Raw genomic sequence first — 19,599 nt, forward strand, 5'->3', positions numbered from 1 at the left:
CCCACCCTCCCCGAGATGGGGAAGGCGGGGCCTGGGGTCGGAGATCAGCTCAGCGCGTCCTCCAGCGCGAGCAGCGCCGCACGGGTCTCGCTGAGTTCCTGACGGAGCTGGGAACGGGTCTCGACGTCCACGCCGTCGAACAGGTCCGGAGTCAGGGCGGTGGCAAGCCGGTGAACGGCGTGGACCGCCTCCTCGCCGTCGGCCGGCGCGATGGGCGGCTCGTCGCCGGACAGGAGACTACCGAGCTTCTGAAGCGAGATTCGGTGGTTGTACCGGGCGATGCGGATCTCGCGTTGGGCCTTCGGGATGATCTTGTAGTACTCGAAGATTTCCACAGAGGAGGAGAAGCCTGGGAAGAGGCGTTCGCGCTCTTCGGGGTGGCCATCGAGTTGACGGACGAAGGCGACGCGGACCGGGGAGAGGGCTTCGCGGATTGCCTGGGCCAGGCTCTCCCTTTCCCTCGCCACCTTCTTCCGTTCGTCCATGGGGGCAAGCCGTGGAGGGGCGAACCCGATGGCGTCCAGTAGGTCAGCCATCCATGCCCGCGCCAGTCCTCCACTGCGGCGCAGGTCGGGCAGACCCTTCGGAGTGGTGAACAGCAGCGTCGTCTGGAGCACTACCTCTGCGATCGGGCCGCAGTCGCGTGTCTCCTTCGCTGCGGCGGCCAGTGGCAGCGCCTTGTCCATCAACTCCTGCGCGCCGGGAACGTCGTGCCAGTCCTGCGCGGGCCTTCTCGGGGCCATCGGGTCGGGTCCTCCTTTTAGTGGACAGCCTGTCCACCAATGCTGTTGGTGTTGGACCGTTGTGCAACCAACGGCCCCCACGATCCATTCCACCACGCCCCGCACTGCAACGAGAAAAGGCCCCGACCTGCCCGAAGGCAGGCCGGGGCCCGGGTTCATCGCTTGATCTTCATGCCGTCACTGCCGTACGCGACAGCCGGGCCGGGCGCTTCGTGCGGGCACGCGCAGCACTCGGCGAGCGCTTCGACGCGGGCCGCCTCGGTGCGGGCAGCGTCGGTGGCGTGGGTGACGACGCGCTTACCCGCGGAGTGGCCGGCGGCCAGCGTGGCGATGGTCAGCAGCAGGCCGATGACGGCCTCGTTGGTCTCGATGCCAGCCAGCCTGGGCACGACGGTGCCCAGCGCGGTCAGCGCGGCGACGACGGCCGACCGCGCCTTCACGGGGTTGGCGGTGAGCCAGGTCTTCAGGTCTTCGATGGTGCTCAGCCCTTCAGTCGTGCGACCACGTCGGTGATCAGTGCGGTGCCTCCGGCGAGTCCGGAGGCGACGACGCCGTACCGCCACCGCTCCAGCGCGCGGACGCGGTCTTCGTGGTCTTCCAGGACCGCGTCCACGGTGTCGCGGCTCTGGGCGAGCGAGCGCACGTCCTCGCGCACGCCCACCAGCTCGTCGTAGATCTCGCGCGGTCCGATGACCACGCCGCCGAGCTGGTCGTCTCGGGCCATCAGTAGCCCCCTTCGTTCCAGGCGATCGACTCGAACGAGCCGTAGGTCGCGTTCGCGTAGCGGACCCCGGCGATGATCGAGTCGACGGGGTTGAGGATGTTGCGGTGGCCAGGCAGGGCGTAGGCGTCGAACGTGGGCCGGATGGTCTGGAGCAGGCCGAACGTCCCGCCGTACGCGGCTTCGTTGCTGTCCCAGTGGTTCTCAGCCTTCGGGTTGCCGCCGGACTCGACCATCGCTCGGTGCTCGATCGCACCAGCGGACGGGACGAGGTCGCCGTTGGACCGGAGGATGTCCCGGGCCTGTTCGATCCACCCAGCGAGGTCGTTCGAGTAGCCGGTGCTCGGGGTGGTCGGCACCTGCTCGACCGGCGGGGCCGGGGTGGGAGCGGGTACGGCCGGTGCGGGCGCGGCGGGCTCCGGGACCGGGACGGGGGTCTTCGGCACTGCCGGGCGCGGTACGGGCGCGGAACCGTCGGGGATCACGATCGCCTGCCCGGGGAAGATCAGGTCGGGGTTCGCCACGGTGGACGCGTTGGCGGCGATCAGTGCTTCGAGCGTGACCCGGGAGCACGCGGCGATGTCCCACAGCGTGTCGCCCGGCACGACGGTGTGGACCGGCGGCGCGTCGGCTCCGGCAGTGGCGGTCGGCAGGCTGACGACCTGGCCGACCTCGATCCGGTCCGGGTCGGCGATCTGCGGGTTGGCGTTGACCACGGCGTCCAGGCCGACGCCGTACCGCTTGGCGATGGCGGACAGGGTGTCGCCCCGGGCAACGGTGTGGGTGGCCACGCCCGGGGCCGGGGTCGGCAGCAGGTCCGGTGCCGGGGTAGGTGCCGGGGTCTCGGCCGGGGCGGGCTCGGTCGGAGCCGGGCTCTCGACCGGCGGGGCCGGGGGCTGCGAGGCGACGGCCGACGCGGAGGTGGCCGGCACGGTGATCTGCTGGCCCTCGGTGATCCGGTCCGGGTTGGAGATCTGCGGGTTCAGCGAGAGCAGCCCGGCAACCGTGGTGCCGAGCGCCACCGCGATGCCGCCCAGGGTCATGCCCTTGCGGATGGTGAAGGTGTGGGTGGCCGGCCGGGGCGGGACGGGCGGAAGCGGCTCGGTTGCCGGACCGAAGTCGGCGAGGAGACGCGCGAGCTGCTTGGGGCCGGGGATGCCGTCGGCGTCGGCGGTGTCGCCGAGCTTGAGCTGCCAGGCGCGGAAGCTCTCGGTATCCGCGCCGCCCCAGACCGGGCCGGGGCCCTCGGCGTAGCGGGAGCATCCCGCCCGGACGAGGGCTCGGCCCATGGCAGTGATGTGCTCGCCACGCGAACCCGGGCCGTACGCCAGACCGTTGATGGTGACGGCCTGGCCGCTCGGGGTGCTGGTCCTGCCGCCGCTGGTGGTGAAGGCGGGGCGGCCGACGCCGAGCACGACGGAACGGGGCCGGGTCTTGCGGGCGACGTAGCCCCCGGAGCCCTGGCCCGCACCGTCACCTCGGGCGGTGTTGCCCTCGACAGTCTTGACCTGCTGGCCGGGGGCGGAGTCCTCCAGCACGATGCCGACGTGGTCGGCGGTGGGGCCACCGTCCCAGGTGAAGAAGATGACGTCGCCCCGCTTGAAGGCGGCGTGGCGGCCGTACCACTGGCCCTTGTTGCGGAACGCCTGGACGTGCGAGGGACAGAACGCGTAACGGCCGACGGCTGCGGCCTCGCCGCCCTTGTTGGCGCACCAGCTCACGAACATGTCGCAGTACGGCTCGTGGTTGAAGCCCGGGGCGTACCAGCGCCCGAAGGGGGTGTCGTAGTACTTGCCGTTCGGGGAGAGGCCGCCCCGATAGTTCTGGTCGGCCCACTTCAGGGCTTCGGTGATCATTGCTTCGCGGGAGATGAAACGGGTCCTTTCAATGGCGAAGCCCCGCCCGGGACTTCAGGGCGGGGCTGCTGCGCGGGTTGCAGCGGGGTCAGGCGTAGCCGGGCGGGATCGGCACGGGGGTCCAGGTGCCGGCCTCGGTCGCGGCGGGGGCCTGGTTGAAGGGCAGGGCCATGGCCACGCCGGGATCGACGGTGCCGCCACCGGTGACATCGGTCTTGGCCTGGAGCAGGAGGCGCTGCCACTCGCCGGGCTGGCCGCCTCCGGTGGGCAGGACCCAGTCCAGGCGGACCCATCCGTTGTTGAGTGCGCCGCCGGTGTACTGCCATTCCGCGGTGACCGCGCGGGCCCGGTCGACGTCGAACAGGCGCAGCCAGACGTTGGCGCCCTGCTTGGAGGAGACGCGGCAGTCCAGGCGGATGACGGGGTGGGCGATGCCTGCGGTGGGGATGGTGGCGGCGGCGCGCCAGGTGGTGGCGACGTCCAGGCCGGGACGGTAGGGAGTCATGGGCAGCACCGCGCCGAGCGCGCTGGCGGTGCGCTCCATCGCGGACAGCCGGGTGCCGATCCCCTGGAACTCGTCGGCCAAGGTCGGCCGACCGTAGACGGTCACGCGGCACCTGCCAGCTGTCCCTGGACCCAGTCGTCCACCCGCGCGAAGATCGTGACGGGGACCAGGGCGAGGGTGGTCTCCTCGCCGCTGCTGGTGACCTTGGTGTTGATCTCCTGGATGACGTACTCGGCGGCGATGCCGGGCCAGTTGGCGGTGCGGGCGCGCACCCGGATCTTGTGGCCGACGCGCAGCTCGGCGGCGGAGTACTCACCGCCCGGGTGCAGGGTGACCTCGGGGACGACGAGCGGGAACGCGCCGACGGCGGTCATGCGCTCGGCCTGCGCGGTCAGGGTGTCCACGCGGACGACGCTGTTGTTGGTCTCGACGGCGGACAGGCGCGGGATGCGGCGGCCCTCGGTGGTCTCCAGCGGGCCGTTGTACCACCAGCTCTTCAACTGGCTCCAGCCTTCGCCTGCGCCGTTGACGCCGGTCTCGGTGCACATCTTGTCGCCGTCGGAGGTGACGGAGGTGACGGTGCAGTTGGTGCCGTGCTCCAGGACGATGCCGGTGTCCACACCTCCGGCCGGGTAGAGGAAGCGGAAGCGGTTGCGGATCACGCGGGCGTCCACGTCCCAGTCGTGGTCGATCCGGAAGTCGAAGCCCTTGATCACCGCCCCGAGCTGTTCGACGGCCTCACCCACCGACTTCCACTCGTACCAGGGGTAGGTGCGCTCCCGCCTCACGGACGCCAGGTCCGGGTCGAAGGTGAGCGCGCCGGGGCCGTTGCTGCCCCAGTAGCCGAGCTGGCCGGGGGCGGCCGGCGAGGGGTTGTCGGCGAAGGTCTGGATCAGCTCGCGGGCGATGGTGGTCTGCTCGCGCGGCGTGGTGCCGGTGGAGTACCCCAGGTTGATCATGTTGCGGCGGTAGTACTCCCACAGGCCCACGCAGTCGAGCGTCATCTCCTCGGCGGCCAGGTCCACGGACCAGGTGAGCAGGGGGCCGCCCCACAGGACGCGGCTGCCGCGCTGGACGTGGGCGATGATCCGCCACGGGGAGATCAGCGACCAGTCGAGGCCCGCGAGGGGTTCGGCGGCCAGCGGCACGGTGAAGGAGGCGGAGCCGGGGGCGTTGAGGATGGAGCGGAAGGAGAGGCCCGAGACGGGCAGCTCGGCCAGCAGTCGGCCGCCCTTGAACTCGGAGAGGATCACGCGGTAGCCGTTGTTCTCGCTCATCAGGCCGCCTGGACGATGACGGCCTCGGCGTAGGAGGTCCACGCCGCCTTGAGCTTCACGTTGTTGTTCGCGGTGTTGTCGGGGCGGCAGGTGGTGCTGACGCTCATGGGCGTCCCGGCGGGAACCTTGACGGTTGCCGCTCCGCGCGCGTCGCGGGCGTCGCCCGCGCGGACGTACTGCGGCCGTCCGGCACGGCGGCTCTCCCCGTGTCCGAAGACCACGGGGGTGATCCAGCCTTCGCCGAAGTCACCCTGGTAGGTGCATTCGAAGGTGACAGTCACCAGGCGTGGGTACGGGGCGGCCGGGGCGGTGAAGGTGTGCCAGCCCTCACCTCCCCAGGCGTTCTCGGGGGCCTGGTAGGAGGCGTCCTGGCGGACCGCGCCCGGCAGGACGGGGGCGGTGGTGCCGGGGCCGGTGACCTTGTACAGCGCGGTGGTCACCGAGTCGTAGACCAGACTGCCGGCCGGGGCACCGACGGCGGCCTGGGCGATGCCCTGGGCTCCGGCGGTGCGGAGCTGGCGAAGCGGTGTGGTGTCGAGCTGCCCGGCGACGACGAAGCGCTGGTCCTCGATCCCGGTGATGCCGGTCTGGGCGATGTTCACCACCGCGAGGCGGATGCAGTTGGAGGGCACCGGCCAGTCCTTCGCGCCGGGGGTGGACTCGGCGAGGACCGCGATGGACCAGCCTTTCGCGCCCTCCTTGGTCAGCTGCGTGCCGGAGGCCGCAGCGGCGGCGGCCGGGGCTGCGTAGGGGGTGCCGTCGGCGGCGTAGGTGACGGGCTGCATGTAGCGGTCCGCGGTGGTCTTCATGTCCATCAGCAGCGGGCCGGCCGGGGCGCTGTCGGGGTCGGCGAACGCCACGACCAGGTCGGCGCGGGCGGCCTCGCCCGGCTTGGGGGTGGAGCACTGGAGCTGAATGCTGGCGTCCAGGTTGGCGAAGTGCACCGCGCCCTTGTGGGACACGGCCACGTCGTCGGGCAGCCACACGGAACCGGCGGCGACGGAGACCCTGGGGGTGGGGTTGTCGATCTTCTCGACCAGCAGGGCGGTGGGTCCGGCGACGCCGACGTGGGCGCCCCGGGTGCCGCCGATCATCGTCCGCAGGTCGAGCGCGTCGTAGCGGCCCTGCTGGACGAAGAGCGGGGCGCGGAGTTCAACAGCCAAGAGAGGGGTCCTTACATCCAGGCGGAGCGCCATGAGACGTCCGCCGTGACCCCGTCGGGGCCTTCCAGTACGTCGAGTTGGAGGGTGCTGCCGCCGGGCGGGACGGAGAACCAGAGGGAGGTCGGATCGACCTGCCCGAAGCGGGAAGCGCCGTTGAGGGTGATGCGGCGACGCCCCATGTCGATGACCAGAGCGTCGCCCCGGCCGACTCGCAGGCCCCGGGTAGCGAAGCGCTTGCGCTCGCCGTCGTGGACGAGGGTCAGCGACGGGTCGCGGATCTCGCCGGTGGCCGGGGTGATCCGCACGACGGGCCAGGTGTCGACCGAGCCGGTGTTGGCGATGTCCGGGGCGGAGCGGGTGGCGGGGCCGTTGCCCATGTCGAAGGGGAACGTCAGTGGGAAGATCGGCCGCCCGCCACGGGGGACGGCCACCGCCACGGTCGCCCGCGCCTGGTCGGCCGAGTACAACCGGGGGTCGGTGGCGACCAGTTCGACGGTGACTCGGCGGCGGCCCGCGTGGAACTCCTTGTCCACGGTGACGGCCCGCTTGCGGACCCGGGCCATGAGCCTGGACCGCCCGCCGGCCACCCCGGGGAACGCGAACTCGAACGGCTTCTCCGGCCCGCCCGGGGCGAACGCGGCCAGCAGGTCCGGGACCTCGTGGTCGTCCAGGGCCAGCATGGTCAGGGTGACCGTGCGCGCACCCATGTAGTCGGTGCCCGGGGTCAGGCCGTCGCGCTGAAGCAGCTCGGCGTCCGAGGTCCGCACCTCGGGGGCGTCCAGGAGGCCGCCCACTTCCTCCAGCACGACGGAGGAGTCCTCACCGAGCAGCAGCCCGCCCCACGTCGCCGTCCACGGCGCTGCGGTGTAGGGGTTGCGGGCGCTGGGCTGGCGGCCGATGTCCGGGCGCTTGGGTGGCGGCAGGTCTGGCAGGGTCCGGAAGGTGACCGGGTCCGACCAGGAATCCAGACCGGTGCCGGTGCTGTGGTAGCGGACCCGGTACTCGGTGTCCGGCTCCAGCTGCGGGTCGTCGCCCAGCGGGCCGCCGTCGCCGACCAGGGCGGTGCCCGGCCAGGTGGGGTCTTCGGCGTCGTAATGCGCCTTGCCGGTCTTGGTGTTGGTGGTTTCGACGTCCGTCCACGCGCCCGGCGTCTTCGTGTAGAAGACGCGGGCGGTGTGGGCGGTGACGTCGCCGATGAAGGGTGGGGAGAGAGCCCCGATCTTGCTACCTCCCGGAGGTCTTCAGCTCCCACGCGATCTGCTTGCCGATCTCGTGGGGGTTGGCGTTGGTGGTGGCGTTGACGGTGATGTTCGGGCCGTAGCGCTCCCGGCCTGCGGCCTTGGGGTCCGGCGGGCGCAGGCTGGCTGCGGCGCGCTGGCCGTAGCCGTAGGAGTCGAGCGAGCGCAGCCCCGAGGTAACCGGGCGAAGGGCTTGCTCCAGCGGGCTCGCGTAGGCTGCGGCCGGCATCGCGGCGAACGCCATCGGCGCGGCTATCAGCGAGCGCGGCGCGGCCACCGGGGCGGAGGCGGGGGCCGAGCGGAACGGGTTGAGGCTGTCCACGATCCCGGAGACGATGCCGCCGACGCTGATCGACTTCATGCCGTTGACCAGGCCCTGGATCGCGGACTTGCCCTTGTCGTACAGCAGCGAGCCCAGATCGCCGATCGCACCGAGGATCTTGCCCGGCAGGCTGGAGACGTAGCCGACCACCGTGCCGATCCCGGACGAGACTCCGTCGGCGATCTTGGACCAGGCCGACGAGACGAAGCCGACGCAGGACTCCCAGGCGGACGAGGTCCACGAGGTCACGTTCCGCCAGGCTGCCGAGACGGCCGAGCCGACCGACGAGGCCGCCGACGACACGGTGGAGGTCACCGATGCCCAGGACGAGGCGGTCCACGAGGTCACGGACGCCCAGGTGGACGAGGTCCATGAGGTCACGGACCCCCAGGCGGACGCGACAGCAGAGCTGGCGGACGACGCCGCGCCGGAGACCCAGGACGTCACGGACGACCAGGTGGAGGACGTCCAGGAGGTCACGGACGCCCAGGCGGAGGCCGTGGCGGACGTCAGTCCGTCCCAGGCGGCCTGGACGGTGTGCCAGGCGGCCACGGCTGCGGTCGCCAGCAGGTCCCAGGCTTGCATGGTGACCGAGAAGCCGATCACCAGGGCGCGGAGTCCGAGGTCAACCAGCCGCATCAGGGCGGCAGTTGCCTGCGCGTTCTCCTTGAAGACGTCGAAGAACTGGCGCAGTGTGTCCGCGAACCAGCTGATCGACGCGGCGATCTCGGGGGCGAAGGCGACCGCCAGGGAGGCGATCCCCTGGAGGAAGGCGTCGAGCAAGCCTACCAACGGGCCCAGGATTAGCTGGAGTTGGCCGCCCCCGTTGGACAGGGTGAGGAAGAAGTCCCCCAGGGCAGCACCCAGGGCGACGAGCGCCACCGGCAGTTGCTCGGTGAACGCCTTCATCCCCGGCGAGGACATCGCCGCCGTGAGCTTCGGGAAGAGGACGTCTGTGAAGTCGGTGATCGACTTCACCATGGGGCGTACGAACTGCGCCCCGGCGTTGAAGAACGCCCGGATCTGCGGCTCGGCCTGCTTGAACCAGGCCGTGACGTCCTTGACCGCGCCGCCAAACTCCTTGCGGATGGCGGCAGTTGCTGGCTTCAGCGCCTCCGAGGCGCTGGTCATCGCTTCCTGGGCGGCCTTGCCCAGGGCCTTCATGTTCCCCGCTGCCGCGATGGCGGCGAGGCCGATCGGCAGGACCGGCAGCGCGGCCAGGGCGATGACGGCGATCAGCCCGGAGGCGACGACCGTCACCCAGGAGGCGATGGCGGTGACCGCGACCAGCAGGGGCAGCGCGGCAGCGGCGGACTGGGCGAACCCGGCCGCCATCCCGGCGGCCCCCTGGGCTGCCGAGCTGATGCCCGACCCGATGCCCTGGAGGGCGGAGGCCGTCTGCTCGATCGAGAGGGTGAAGAGCCGGCCGAAGTTGCGGCCGATGTCCGCGACCCCCGAGCCCAGGGTCGCCAGGCCCGACTTGACCCGCTCGAACCCGCCCCGGGCGAGGTGGACGTTGATGCCCAGCCGCCAGCGGCGGCCGGTAAAGCGGCGGATCTGCCCGTCCGCCGGGACCGTGTCGACCTCGGCCCGGATGCGGACCCGTCGCTCGCGGGTGAGGGCGGCGATCCGGGCGGCGGCCTCGCCGGTGTCGGCGACGACGTTGACCCGGACCTGGCGGTCGTGGGTCAGCTCTCGCAGCCGGGCGCTCATGCCCGTGGTGTCGAGGTCGACCTTGACCTTGATCTTGGTGTACTTCTCCAGCATCTCCAGGTAGCGCTTGAGGCGCTGGCGGAAGTCGCTGGTGTCGGGCAGGACGCGTACGTGGACGCGCCCGACCTCTTTGCCGCCGGGGCCGGCCAACGGCTCACCTCCTACGTGAGTCGGACCGGTGCGGGCCTGCCCGGCGCGGCGGAGCGCGCGAGCACGGCCGCCGGTAGGCGGAACGTTTCTGCAAGGGGGGCTGACGCCTCGGCGAGCACCGGACCCCCACCCTCGCCGACCTCACGCTGGAGGGCGGCGGCGAAGGGGCTGGTGCCGGCCGCCGTGCGGGCCTTCTTCGCGTACGGGCGCGGATAGGGCTTCGGACGCTCGACGGTGCGGGGGTTCTTCGCGCTCTTGGCGACCTGGACGTGGGTGAGCGCCTGGACGGCGTCCACCAGATCCGCCAGGACGTACGCCTTGGCGTCCCAGCCCAACGCTTCACGGCCACCGCGCACTGCGGCCATCGTCGCGGAGTCGTCGGGGAGAGTCCCGATCAGGGCGAGGACGTAGCGGGCGGAGTGGCGGCCCCGGACCCAGTCCAGGACGTCCACCCCGCAGTAGCGGCGCAGGTCGGCGGTGATCTGCGCGCCGTACTCGTCCAGCAGCCTGATCAGGCTGCGGCTTCCCCCGGCGCGGCCTGCTCCATCCATGCCTCGACCACGGTCATGGCCTGCTCCAGCGGCAGGGCGTCCACGCTCTCGCGCATGGCCTTCTTGTCGGAGGCGACCGCGACCAGCAGACCGGTCATCGCCTCGATCCGGCGCTCGTTGGACACCTTCTTCGACTGCACCGCGTCCAGCAGGGACAGCGCGGTCTTCAGGTCACCGCCGGGCAGGGCCTCAATACGGCGCAGCCGGACCTTCTTGCCGTTCTTGGCGACGAACTTCAGGCCCTTGCCAGTGTGCTTGCGCTCGGCCTCGGCGGCGAGGTCGGCGAAGTCCAAGGTGGTGCTCAGGGTTGATCTCTCCTAGCTGGGGGTGGTGTGGATCAGGCGGCCGGGGCGGTCAGGCCGGCGGCCAGGTCGAACACGGGAGTGACGGAGCCGAGCGGCGTGCTCTGGTTGAGGGCCACGACGGTGGCCTTGACCGGCATCTCGCCGAGTGCGGCAGGGTCCATGGTCACCGCGTCCGCGCCGATGATGGAGGTCTTCGGGTAGTGCCACACGACGGCCTTGCCGCCGTCCACGGCGGCGATCAGCAGCGCCCGGTTCTGGGCGGTGGGGCTGGTCGGGATCGAGAACAAGCCCTTGGCGTCGAGTCCCTTGTCGGTGCCGTAGTAGAGCTTGTAGGACTCGGCGGTGAAGTCGGACAGGTTGATCGTCACCGCGTAAGTCTTGCCCGGGTCGGTCGTCTTCAGGGACTTGTTCTGCCAGGACCCCAGCACCTCGGGCTCGTCGCCGTCGACGCTCATCTCGATCCCGTTGTCCAGCGAGGTGTTGCCGATGGACTTCCACGTCAGGCCGCCGGGGCCCCACTTGGTCGAGTCCTTCGGGTCGAAGCCCTTGCTCAGGTCCGGCAGCGCGGTACCCGGCGGGGCGACGTAGATGTATCCGGTACCCGGTACCAGGACCGGGGTGTCGTCAGCGATGCTGACTCCCTTCCGGCCCGTCAGCGGGGCCTTGTAGCGATCATGTAGTTGGCCGAGAAGCGATAGAAGCCGGTCTGGGCCTCGGTCATCGGGTCGGTGGTCATGAACGGCCCCGTCGCCTCGCGGAAGCGGGACAGGTAACCGTCTGCGTTGCCGAACTGCTCGAAGGTCAGGCGGACCAGGCCGGCGCGGGCCCGGCGGGCGAGCAGGGAGGCGTCCGCGCGCGAGGTGGCGTAGGTCTGGACGGTGAACATGCCCTCGTCTATGAAGCGCTTGTCCTTCATCACGCCGCCGACCCGGCGGGCGATCACCAGCCCGCCCGTCTTGCGCAGCGCGAGCTGCCAGTCGGTGGGGAGGTAGACCGCGCACCGGTGCTCGGGGAGCACGGTGCGCAGGGCTTCCAGGACGATGCGCTCGGAGTCGGGCATCAGGTACGGCTCGCGGCTCACCACAGGGCGGCCTCCATCGCGTGGATGCCGTCCACGTGGCGGTTCGCGCGGTGGTTGAAGCCGCCCCAGTTCTTGTGAGCGGCCAACGGGTCCTCGTTGACGATGGCGTAGCCCTTGGCGTGCCGCTTGATCTTCAGCCCGGCGATGAACTCGCCGGTCTCGACGTGGAGCGCAGCCTTCGCGGTGATGCGGGCCTTGCGCTCCTCGGCTTCGAGCTTGAGCACGCCCATCACACCGGGCAGGCCCGCGACCACGGCGTCCAGGTCAGGACGGATCTCCGCCACTCTGGCCACCGCCTTCCACGATCACGGTCACGAACCTCATCCGGTCGGAAGCGCCGTGGTGGGCGCGAGGGGCGTCCACCACGGCCCAGCGGGTTCCGGGGTCGCCCTCGTCGGCGAACTCCAGCGACGACCACTTGTCGATCACCACGTCCGGCGGGAAGAGCACCTTGCGGCGCACGGGCGGGGACCAGCCGACCTGAGCGCCGACCGGGGCACGCCAGCCCGCCGCGTCGCCGACCGGGGCGACCCACGCCGAGTAGACGGCGCTCGGCCCTGGTGCCGGCCGACGGTCGCCGTAGCCGTCATCGACCATGCGGACCGTGTGGACGGTCACCCGGGTTCGGCCGCGCTCCAGGAGGCTCACACCGGCCCCCAGGCGTCCTCGGGGTCGGGGAACGGGTAGCCGGTGCGCAGGCCGCGCGAAACGGCCGAACGCTGGCCCTGGACGGACTTGAGACCACCGCGGCCTGCTACCCGCTCGATCAGCGCCTGCTCGCCCCGGGTGAGGGCCAGGCCCATCGGCGAGCCGTCCGGCATCCGGTAGGAGACCTCTCCGGCCTGCTCCTGCACGTACCCCTCGGGGTTGCGGAAGCGGCGGTCGGCGACGGCCAGGGCCAGGGTGCGGATCACCGGCGGGTGGCGCTGCGGGGTCCAGGCCCGGTGGCCGGTGGCGGCGATCACCCAGAAGGCGTCTTCGAGCGCGGCGTTGGCCCGCTCCCAGTCCGGGGTGCCGGAGGCGGGAGCGGGCTTGCCCAGGCGCTTGAAGAGGTCGGCGACGTCCAGCGCCACGGGCCCCCCTTACTTGGCGACCGGGGCGGTCGGCTCGCCGGTGAAGGTGACGCGGATGCCACGGACCTTGACCAGGTTCTTCGGGTCCTGCCAGTTGGTCTCGTTCTTCTTCAGGTCGGTGACCAGGGTCGCGCCCCAGTACGAGGAGAGGAACGAGCGCTCCATCGCGGCACCGGAGTTGTAGTCCTTGATCCAGCGCAGCGCGAAGCCGTCAGCGGCCTGCCGGCCGCCCTTCGCGGACTCCGGGACCGACGGCGCACCCGAGACGAGCTGGATCGCGGAGCGGTGGAAGGCGTAGACACCCAGCGGGGCCAGGACGTCGTTCGTGGACTCCACGATGTCGAAGCCGTACAGGTTGCCGATGGTGGCCTGACGGATCGCCGCGCCGCCGTTGGCGGACTCATTCGCCCGGGAGATGTTCGGGTCGTTGAGCACGTAGTACGCGGCCTCGGAGCCGAGTACGGCGGTGCGGCCCTCGGCGGGGACGTTCTCCTTGTTGAGCTGCACGCGCAGGCGCGCCAGGCTCTTGCGGATTATCTGGCCGGCCTGCTCGTCGCTGGTGGCCTTGGTTAGGTCCACCGGGATCTTCGCGGTGGCCGCCACGTCGGGGAACTCGGTCATCGCGCTGGCGACCTTGTCCTCAAGGCGCTCGGTGATGCTGTCCACCTGCGGCACCATGACCTGCTCGCCGAACGACAGGAGGTCGAGCGAGAGTTCAGCGTCGGACAGGTCCACCGCCGAGTAGGCGTGGGTGTCGAACTTGACCGTCAGCAGGCCCTCGTTCAGGTTCTCCGACTGAATCCACGTGGCGGTGTCGTTGAACTTGCGCTTGGCGTCGATCCGCTCCTCGGCACCCTTGAGGCGGGCGGGGCGGCGGATCGAGAGCACCTGGCCGGTGGCGTTGACGAACTCCTCGGCGGCCCGGCGGTCGAACTTGTGGGCCAGGAGGACGGAGTCCTTCAGGTTGGCGATGGCCTGGGTGACCAGCTTGTCCGGGTTCTGGAAGGCATTGGCACGTGCGGGGTTGAGAGAGATGGCGCTGTTCCTCGGGAAGACGGAAGGCCGCCCCGGGGCGGGACGGCCTATGCGGTACGGGGGTCTCAGATGCCGAAGCGGCGAAGGCGCAGCTTCTCGGCCAGGCCCTTGTACGGGTCGGGCTCGGAGTGCGGGGTCAGCCCGCCCGCGCCCAGCAGCGGCTTCGGCGCGGCGACTGCGGCCAGCTGCTCGGCGTGCGCGCGGACTGCGGCCTCGTCGGAGCCCTGGACCAGGGCCGCGAGGACCGGCGGCAGAGCGTACTCGGCGGCGATCCGGTCACGGAGACCCTGCTCCTGGAGCTGGGCGACCTGGGCCCGCAGCTCGTCCGCCTCGACACCGGCCTCGGTGGAGCGCTCGCGGGTGGCGTCCAGGTCAGCCTGCATCTTTTCGTACAGCGCCTTGTAGTCCGGCTCCACCGGCTTCGGGGCGGGGCTCTCCTCGCCCTGCGGGGCCGGGGCCTCGGCGGGCGGCTCGACGGCCGGCGCGGTGGACGGCGGGGTGGCCGGGTTCGCCACACCGCCGGGGATCGCCTCGGACGGGGTCGGGGTCTGCTCGGTCAAGCTCTCTCCTATGTCTTCGTGGTCTTGCCGTAGTAGGTGCGCCAGTCCGCCAGCGACCCGCCCCCGAAGTCGCTCCACATCCGGGAGAACGTCCCGTTCTCGGCGGGGAGTTGGTAGCGGCGGGAGAAGATCGGGACGGCCTGGCAGTGGCAGTGCGGGTGAGCGCCGAACGCGGCGGTGCGCTTGGACTTGTAGACCGCGCCTCGGCCGGCCATCAGCGCGCAGAAATAGCAGGGGCCCGCGTCGGTGACGCGGAAGTAGCCGATCGCGCCGGGGTCGTCCTGCAACGCGGTGTGGATCATGTCCCGGCCGCCGTCCTGGACGAGCATCCCGCCCGCCCCGGTACTGCCGGTCTTCACCGACTCCAGGAACTCCTTCTCCCAGGCCACCAGCTCCGCGTCGTCCAGCGCCGCCGAGCCCCGGCCGGCGCGTTCGCGCTCGTGCTTCTCGACCCGGACGGCGACCTCATGGCGGAACGTTTCTTCCGCCCTGCGTGCTTCGCGCGCCAGATCTTCGGTGGGGAAGGGGTTGCGGGTGTCCACCGGCAGCTCCTCGCGCGGACCGGAGCCGGTCCGCTTGCCGGAGGCGCGGTTGAAGTCGGCCCACAGGGAGCCGAGCGAGGAGTTCGGGCGGTATCCGGGGCCGCCAATCACCCGGCCGGTCTCCAACGCCCGGACCAGCCGGTAGAAGGCGGCCGACAGGCCGTAGGAGGCCGCCGCGGATTCCCGGATCGCCGCCGCGTACTCGGCTTCGAGCTCGGTCAGCGAACCGGCGATCTCGCGGGCCTCGACGGCGGCCAGCACCTCGGCCCAGCGGGCGGCGAACTCACCGGCCAGCGCTTGCTGCGCGAGCTGGTACGCGGCCACCGCCCGCAGGATCTCGGCCGTTCTTGGAGTCCACGCCACCGGCTGTCGCCTCCTTCTGCTGCTTCAACGCCTCGGCCTCGGCGGCCTCTGCCTTGCGGGCGGCTTCCTCGGCGGCCTTCACCGCCTCGTCAATGTCGGCCTGGCTGAAGCCGGGGACCTTGCGCAGTGCGACGCTGAGCGGGACACCCTGCTGCATGAGCTTGACCATCGCGTCGGCGGCCTGGGCCAGCGACCGGATCGACTTCTCGGCCCACTCGACCTGGCTCTCGTCCTGCTCGATCTCGCCCCGGCCGGCCGCGACGGCGCACAGCCGGAACACCGACTCCCACGACTCGCCCAGCGAGTCCTGGAGCGTGGACAGGAACCTCTTGAACGAGGTCTCGGCCGCCGCGAGGGCATCGGCGGAGAGGTTCACCAGGTTCGACCCGGCGAGGTAGTGCGGCGGCACATCGGCCAGGCCCATGATCTCCTCAACGGTCTGACGGCGGGAGGCCAGCAGATCGCCGGTCGGCATCGCGGGCAACTGCCCGAACTTCGCGTCGGAGTTGGGCGCCATCAGCAGCGTGGACGGGTCCAGGGACGGCACGTCGTACACCGGCTCGCCGGTCTCCGTATCGCGCAGCGGGTCACCGGTCTCCGGGTCCAGGCGCTCGGAGGGTGCCAGGCCGGTGGCGAAGCGGATCGCGTGGGCACCCCAGTGCTCGTTGAGCAGCAGACTCAAGGTCTGCTGGTTGAGGCGGTCCTGCGAGACGATCAGCGGCTCGACCAGGCCCCGGGTGCGGCCCCGAAGGTCCACCGACGGGGAGAACCGCACGACGGGGCAGACGCCCATGCCGTGAGGTTCGGAGGCGAGCACCGCGGAATCAGGCTCGGCGTCCAGGTCGACGGTGTACTTCGCCAGGTCGTCCCACAGGTAGGCGAGCGTTCGGTGCTCGTCGGGCTGCTGCTCGGGCACGTGCAGCGCGTACACCGGGAACTCGTCCCAGGCCGGGTCGGCGTAGACGGCCACCGTGCTGATCGCGTCGTACGCGCGGATCAGCGGCTCCCGGCGGCCCTTGCGCGGGTCGGGGGTGACCACGACGTACGCGGCCCCCGAGGTGAGCGCGGCCCGGTGGACGGCGTTCTGCCGCTCGTCCAGCCGGTTCTTCTGCCAGTACTTCCACTCGTAGGCGTTCTCACCGCTGCCCGGCTTGCGGAAGCCCTGGACGCGCAGAGCGTTCAGCGGGGCCTCCACCGCCAGGGAGGAGACGTTGACGATCGAGCGCTTCACCAGGTCCTTGAACTCGCTGTTCGCCTTGGCCGGCATCCACGGAGCGCGGTGCAGGCCCCGGGCGTAGCGGTCGACCAGGTTCAGCCGGTCGGCGTCGCGGTCGACCAGGCCCTTGGCGTGCCGGGCACGCTGGAGTACGGCGGGGAGGGACATCAGAACCCTCCTCGGGTCTGTAGCTGGCCGGGGGCCTTCGGGGGCTTGAGCTTGCCGCTCTCGGTGAGGCGGCGGTGGGCGATCCAGGCGAGGACCATGCAGGCGTACAGGTCGACCTTCAACCTCGACTCGCGCGACTCCTTGCCGAAGCTGAAGCCGTACTGGTTCGGGCGCTTGCGGGCGTTCATGGAGTGGCGGGTCAGCGAGTAGTCGCGCACGTGCGGCAGGGCCACCGTCTCGATCGCCCCGACCAGCGCCATGTGCTCGACGGTGATCTCTCGCTGGTTGGCCCGCATGTCGTAGCCGACCGTCGACTTCCCGGACGCCTTGATGAGCAGCTTCGGGCCGTACTTCTCCGACCAGTCGGCGATGTAGGACTCCCAGCCCGCGACATCGGCGAAGAACGCGACGACGGTGTACTTCTGGAAGACGTGGGCCACCATGTCGTTGACCTCGGTGCCGTCCACTTCCCAGTTCTTGCCGGCCGGGCCGTCGGGCTTCTCCCACAGGGCGAGCTTCTGGACCGTCTTGTCCCGAACGCGCATGGCCAGGAGGCCAGTTGAGTCGTCCGTCTTGCCGCCGTCGAAGGACAGCACGATGCGCTCGCCGGGGCGTATGCCGTCGGCGGGCTCGACCGTGGCCAGGTCCCAGGTGTCGCGGTCCACCAGCGCGTCGTCATGGCTGGAGAGCTGGTTGAGGTACTTCCGGCGGCTCTCGTCCTCGGACGTGCTGGCCGACCAGATGTCCTTCATCACCCGGTCCGGGTTGATCCACACCGAGTCGCCCCGGGCGCACAGGATCGCTGCGCGCAGTTGGTCCTCGTCGGCGAGATCGACCCCCGGAGGGGCCTCCACGCTGTCGTAGTAGATACCAGCGTCGCGGTTGACCCCGTCGCGTTGCTTCTCGAAGGCGTACCAAGTGGTCTCGGCCACGCTTTCCTCGCCGATGACGGGGGCGTTGGTGATCTCCAGCGTCCGGCCGCCGACCTTGGTGGCGTTGGGTCGGATGGTGGCCGCGAGGCGGGGGCCTCCGGTGGCGGCGACCCAGTGCCACGTCTCGTTGAGCAGGGAAAATGATGGGCGCCCGCCCTCCGCAGCGCGGAAGGAGCTGGCCTTCGCCTCCAGACGGCACTGCCGGCCGTCGGTGTCGACCTGGCTCGCGTAGCAGACCTCCTGGCCGAGCTTGATCGCGTACCGGTCGATGGCGGCCTGGCTGAAGATCGTGGAGAACGCCGACATCGTGTTGACGTTCTGGCCGGCCGCCGTGGCGAAGATCTGCACCCACGCCTCTTGCGGCGGTCCGCCGATCGGCGAGCCGTCGGGGCGGAAGCCGACCAGGCGGCACGGGCCGACGAACTCCATCGCGCAGACCGACGCCATCTTCGGGTCCTTGCCCCACCCCTTCAGGCGGCGCAGGGTGCCGGACTCCCAGCGGAAGGCGCGACCCCAAGTCTCGGGGTCGTTGGGGTCCTCGGGAACGGCGTCGTCGCTCAGCTCGTACCAGCGGGCCAAGATCCTGACCTGCTCCGGGGTGTACTTCCAGTCCGGCCGGAACGCGTAGGCGCTCCAGCGCAGCAGCTCGCCCGCGAGGGTGCGGTGCGGGTGCGGGACGGTGTCCGCAAGGGTGCGGACCGGCTCGTAGGTGATGGTCAGGACGGCCACCTCCTACGGCTGGGCTGCCTCCTGGCGGGCGCGCAGCTCCAGGGCTTGGGCCATCGCGGCGGAGACGTGCTCACCGGCCTCGAACGGGCGGGTCATGTCGTGAGCCCACAACTCCCGGGCCGTCTCGTGTGGCACGGCGGCGTCCAGGCAGGTCTGGTAGTAGGTGATCGTCCGCGCGATGCGCAGCGACTCGTCCGAGGGGCCAGAGGCCCGGGTCTTGCGGCGTGCCACGGCGGGCTCCTCTCAGACTCGGTTGCCCCAGCGGGCGCCCACGGCGTCGCGGGCGTTGTGACCTCGGCGGTTGCCCTCGCCCTCACCGCGGATCTTGGCGAGGTGGCCGGCGGCCTGGGTTCGGCTGAGCTGGGCCTGCGCGATTCCCGGGTGCAGGACCATCATTCCGGCCCGGTTCCCGCCGGGGATCATCTGGCCTTCGCGGCGAACCACGGCGTCGAGCTGGGCGGCGCGCGCGAGCATCGGCGCGGCGATGTCGATCAGCGCGAGGTCGGTCGGCTCAAGGTCCAACTCGGTCTCGTACAGCTCGACCAGCGCGGCGCGGATCTTGGCCGCGTCCTTCTCGGTCGGGTCGACGTTCAACGGACCTCCCCGGGGTGCGTGCGGCGGTTTCGGATGGGCTGCCAGCGGTCCGCGGTGGCCCTCCGGCGGGCTCGGCCGGCGTCGGCGGCGTCCTTGCGCAGGACGTGCCAGTCGCACAGGGCGCGGAGGTTGGCGGGGGTGTCGGAGCCGCCTTCGGAGGCGGGGACGACGTGGTCGCAGTGGCGCGCGGGCTCGCCGCACAGCTCGCCGGTGTCGTACCTCAGATGTCGGCACATCCAGGCGTCGCGATTCAAGACCGCGCGGCGAAGACGAGGCCAGTGAGGGGGAAGCGGGACTGTACGGCGGGAGGTCACGAGATCACCCCATTGCGAGTGAAGGTCCTGATGCGATGACAGTTCGCGCACACGGGGTCGCATTTGGCGACCTCGCGCGCGACCACCTCGGCCCTCCGCCCTCCCGACTTGGAGGGGTCAAACACCTTCACTTCTCCGGGGCGGTGGTCCAGATCCATCACCACCGGATGAAAGGTACCGCCGCAGTCCAGGCAGGGGCCGGCCTTGGCTGCGAGCACCAGTGCGTAGTTACGTGCCCGGATAGGCCGGGAGAGGGCGACACGGCAGGGCCGGCAGTAGTGCTGCCTACCGTCTTTCCGGGATGCGTCCCGCCCGAAGGCAGCAAGAGGCTTGGTCTCTTGACACCGGGTGCACGGCTTCACTCGACTCCTTGGAACGCAGGGCCCCGCCAGGTGCTCGACCTCGACCGGGGAGAGAGGACCGGAAGGGGAGCGGTGCCCTGGCGGGG

24 protein-coding genes are annotated in these 19,599 nt (G+C 70.9%); all 24 read right to left on the reverse strand.

The features are described 5' to 3' along the window. Positions 1 to 44: 44 nt before the first annotated feature. The 24 genes from BI06_RS41000 to BI06_RS54405 all read right to left on the reverse strand — a co-directional run bounded on the left by BI06_RS41000 (position 45) and on the right by BI06_RS54405 (position 19,073). Positions 45 to 743 carry a hypothetical protein gene (locus BI06_RS41000; RefSeq protein ID WP_043477134.1) on the reverse strand — a complete coding sequence of 233 codons (699 nt, stop codon included), beginning with the start codon at positions 741 to 743 and terminating at the stop codon, positions 45 to 47. 155 nt (positions 744 to 898) lie between these two features. After that, complete coding sequence (locus tag BI06_RS41005) at positions 899 to 1,183, reverse strand: hypothetical protein (RefSeq protein WP_043477137.1); 285 nt, start codon at positions 1,181 to 1,183, stop codon at positions 899 to 901. Positions 1,184 to 1,224: 41 nt separating this feature from the next. Then, the gene (locus BI06_RS41010; protein ID WP_043477140.1) at positions 1,225 to 1,467 is read right to left on the reverse strand and encodes a hypothetical protein; all 243 of its coding nucleotides are present in this window, start codon (positions 1,465 to 1,467) and stop codon (positions 1,225 to 1,227) included. Further along, entirely contained in the window at positions 1,467 to 3,320 is a 1,854-nt protein-coding gene (locus tag BI06_RS54400) for a LysM peptidoglycan-binding domain-containing protein (protein WP_051742895.1), read from the reverse strand. The genes BI06_RS41010 and BI06_RS54400 overlap by 1 nt, the downstream gene beginning before the upstream one ends. 88 nt (positions 3,321 to 3,408) lie before the next feature. Then, a complete protein-coding gene (locus tag BI06_RS41020; RefSeq protein WP_043477143.1) occupies positions 3,409 to 3,930 on the reverse strand; it encodes a hypothetical protein in 522 nt (173 codons plus the stop codon). Next, a complete protein-coding gene (locus BI06_RS41025; protein ID WP_043477145.1) occupies positions 3,927 to 5,102 on the reverse strand; it encodes a hypothetical protein in 1,176 nt (391 codons plus the stop codon). The genes BI06_RS41020 and BI06_RS41025 overlap by 4 nt, the downstream gene beginning before the upstream one ends. Next, the gene (locus tag BI06_RS51935) at positions 5,102 to 6,265 is read right to left on the reverse strand and encodes a hypothetical protein (RefSeq protein WP_043477150.1); all 1,164 of its coding nucleotides are present in this window, start codon (positions 6,263 to 6,265) and stop codon (positions 5,102 to 5,104) included. Before BI06_RS51935 ends, BI06_RS41025 begins: the two co-directional genes overlap by 1 nt. 11 nt (positions 6,266 to 6,276) lie before the next feature. Beyond that, positions 6,277 to 7,071: a phage tail domain-containing protein gene (locus BI06_RS41035; RefSeq protein ID WP_051742896.1), complete on the reverse strand. Its 795-nt coding sequence runs from the start codon at positions 7,069 to 7,071 to the stop codon at positions 6,277 to 6,279. A gap of 418 nt (positions 7,072 to 7,489) precedes the next feature. After that, the gene (locus BI06_RS41040; RefSeq protein ID WP_043477153.1) at positions 7,490 to 9,688 is read right to left on the reverse strand and encodes a hypothetical protein; all 2,199 of its coding nucleotides are present in this window, start codon (positions 9,686 to 9,688) and stop codon (positions 7,490 to 7,492) included. Positions 9,689 to 9,699: 11 nt separating this feature from the next. Further along, a complete protein-coding gene (locus BI06_RS41045; protein WP_051742897.1) occupies positions 9,700 to 10,239 on the reverse strand; it encodes a hypothetical protein in 540 nt (179 codons plus the stop codon). After that, positions 10,200 to 10,532 carry a hypothetical protein gene (locus tag BI06_RS41050; RefSeq protein ID WP_043477156.1) on the reverse strand — a complete coding sequence of 111 codons (333 nt, stop codon included), beginning with the start codon at positions 10,530 to 10,532 and terminating at the stop codon, positions 10,200 to 10,202. Before BI06_RS41050 ends, BI06_RS41045 begins: the two co-directional genes overlap by 40 nt. A 44-nt stretch (positions 10,533 to 10,576) precedes the next feature. Beyond that, positions 10,577 to 10,999: a hypothetical protein gene (locus BI06_RS41055; RefSeq protein ID WP_051742898.1), complete on the reverse strand. Its 423-nt coding sequence runs from the start codon at positions 10,997 to 10,999 to the stop codon at positions 10,577 to 10,579. A 197-nt stretch (positions 11,000 to 11,196) separates the two neighbouring features. Next, positions 11,197 to 11,625: a hypothetical protein gene (locus BI06_RS41060; protein ID WP_149030645.1), complete on the reverse strand. Its 429-nt coding sequence runs from the start codon at positions 11,623 to 11,625 to the stop codon at positions 11,197 to 11,199. Next, positions 11,622 to 11,909 (reverse strand): DUF5403 family protein, encoded by a 288-nt coding sequence (locus BI06_RS41065; RefSeq protein ID WP_043477159.1) that lies wholly within the window; start codon positions 11,907 to 11,909, stop codon positions 11,622 to 11,624. The genes BI06_RS41060 and BI06_RS41065 overlap by 4 nt, the downstream gene beginning before the upstream one ends. Further along, positions 11,890 to 12,222 carry a hypothetical protein gene (locus tag BI06_RS41070; RefSeq protein ID WP_206743652.1) on the reverse strand — a complete coding sequence of 111 codons (333 nt, stop codon included), beginning with the start codon at positions 12,220 to 12,222 and terminating at the stop codon, positions 11,890 to 11,892. Before BI06_RS41070 ends, BI06_RS41065 begins: the two co-directional genes overlap by 20 nt. A gap of 47 nt (positions 12,223 to 12,269) precedes the next feature. After that, positions 12,270 to 12,698: a hypothetical protein gene (locus tag BI06_RS41075; RefSeq protein WP_051742900.1), complete on the reverse strand. Its 429-nt coding sequence runs from the start codon at positions 12,696 to 12,698 to the stop codon at positions 12,270 to 12,272. Positions 12,699 to 12,707: 9 nt separating this feature from the next. Further along, positions 12,708 to 13,802, reverse strand: a complete 1,095-nt coding sequence (locus BI06_RS41080) for a P22 phage major capsid protein family protein (protein ID WP_082559055.1) — start codon at positions 13,800 to 13,802, stop codon at positions 12,708 to 12,710. Continuing rightward, on the reverse strand, positions 13,799 to 14,293 hold the full coding sequence (locus tag BI06_RS41085) for a hypothetical protein (protein ID WP_051742901.1): 495 nt from the start codon (positions 14,291 to 14,293) through the stop codon (positions 13,799 to 13,801). Before BI06_RS41085 ends, BI06_RS41080 begins: the two co-directional genes overlap by 4 nt. An 8-nt stretch (positions 14,294 to 14,301) precedes the next feature. After that, positions 14,302 to 15,159 (reverse strand): hypothetical protein, encoded by an 858-nt coding sequence (locus BI06_RS41090; RefSeq protein ID WP_051742902.1) that lies wholly within the window; start codon positions 15,157 to 15,159, stop codon positions 14,302 to 14,304. Further along, entirely contained in the window at positions 15,119 to 16,582 is a 1,464-nt protein-coding gene (locus BI06_RS41095) for a phage portal protein (RefSeq protein ID WP_051742903.1), read from the reverse strand. Before BI06_RS41095 ends, BI06_RS41090 begins: the two co-directional genes overlap by 41 nt. Continuing rightward, positions 16,582 to 18,243, reverse strand: coding sequence for a hypothetical protein (locus BI06_RS41100; RefSeq protein ID WP_051740223.1), 1,662 nt, complete (start codon positions 18,241 to 18,243; stop codon positions 16,582 to 16,584). The genes BI06_RS41095 and BI06_RS41100 overlap by 1 nt, the downstream gene beginning before the upstream one ends. Positions 18,244 to 18,246: 3 nt before the next feature. Further along, a complete protein-coding gene (locus tag BI06_RS41105) occupies positions 18,247 to 18,474 on the reverse strand; it encodes a hypothetical protein (RefSeq protein ID WP_043465243.1) in 228 nt (75 codons plus the stop codon). 12 nt (positions 18,475 to 18,486) lie between these two features. Beyond that, entirely contained in the window at positions 18,487 to 18,837 is a 351-nt protein-coding gene (locus tag BI06_RS41110; protein ID WP_043465246.1) for a hypothetical protein, read from the reverse strand. Then, positions 18,834 to 19,073 (reverse strand): HNH endonuclease, encoded by a 240-nt coding sequence (locus tag BI06_RS54405; protein WP_051740224.1) that lies wholly within the window; start codon positions 19,071 to 19,073, stop codon positions 18,834 to 18,836. Before BI06_RS54405 ends, BI06_RS41110 begins: the two co-directional genes overlap by 4 nt. Positions 19,074 to 19,599: the final 526 nt, after the last annotated feature.

This window comes from Kitasatospora sp. MBT66 (assembly GCF_000710405.2).
Lineage (GTDB): Bacteria > Actinomycetota > Actinomycetes > Streptomycetales > Streptomycetaceae > Kitasatospora > Kitasatospora purpeofusca.

What these genes read in the sequence shown, in the direction of transcription:
- BI06_RS41000 (WP_043477134.1), bottom strand. Translation starts at nt 743, where the DNA reads ATGGCCCCGAGAAGGCCCGCGCAGGACTGGCACGACGTTCCCGGCGCG.
- BI06_RS41010 (WP_043477140.1), bottom strand. Translation starts at nt 1,467, where the DNA reads ATGGCCCGAGACGACCAGCTCGGCGGCGTGGTCATCGGACCGCGCGAG.
- BI06_RS54400 (WP_051742895.1), bottom strand. Translation starts at nt 3,320, where the DNA reads ATGATCACCGAAGCCCTGAAGTGGGCCGACCAGAACTATCGGGGCGGC.
- BI06_RS41025 (WP_043477145.1), bottom strand. Translation starts at nt 5,102, where the DNA reads ATGAGCGAGAACAACGGCTACCGCGTGATCCTCTCCGAGTTCAAGGGC.
- BI06_RS41045 (WP_051742897.1), bottom strand. Translation starts at nt 10,239, where the DNA reads ATGGATGGAGCAGGCCGCGCCGGGGGAAGCCGCAGCCTGATCAGGCTG.
- BI06_RS41055 (WP_051742898.1), bottom strand. Translation starts at nt 10,999, where the DNA reads ATGAGCGTCGACGGCGACGAGCCCGAGGTGCTGGGGTCCTGGCAGAAC.
- BI06_RS41070 (WP_206743652.1), bottom strand. Translation starts at nt 12,222, where the DNA reads ATGGTCGATGACGGCTACGGCGACCGTCGGCCGGCACCAGGGCCGAGC.
- BI06_RS41095 (WP_051742903.1), bottom strand. Translation starts at nt 16,582, where the DNA reads ATGTCCCTCCCCGCCGTACTCCAGCGTGCCCGGCACGCCAAGGGCCTG.
- BI06_RS54405 (WP_051740224.1), bottom strand. Translation starts at nt 19,073, where the DNA reads ATGTGCCGACATCTGAGGTACGACACCGGCGAGCTGTGCGGCGAGCCC.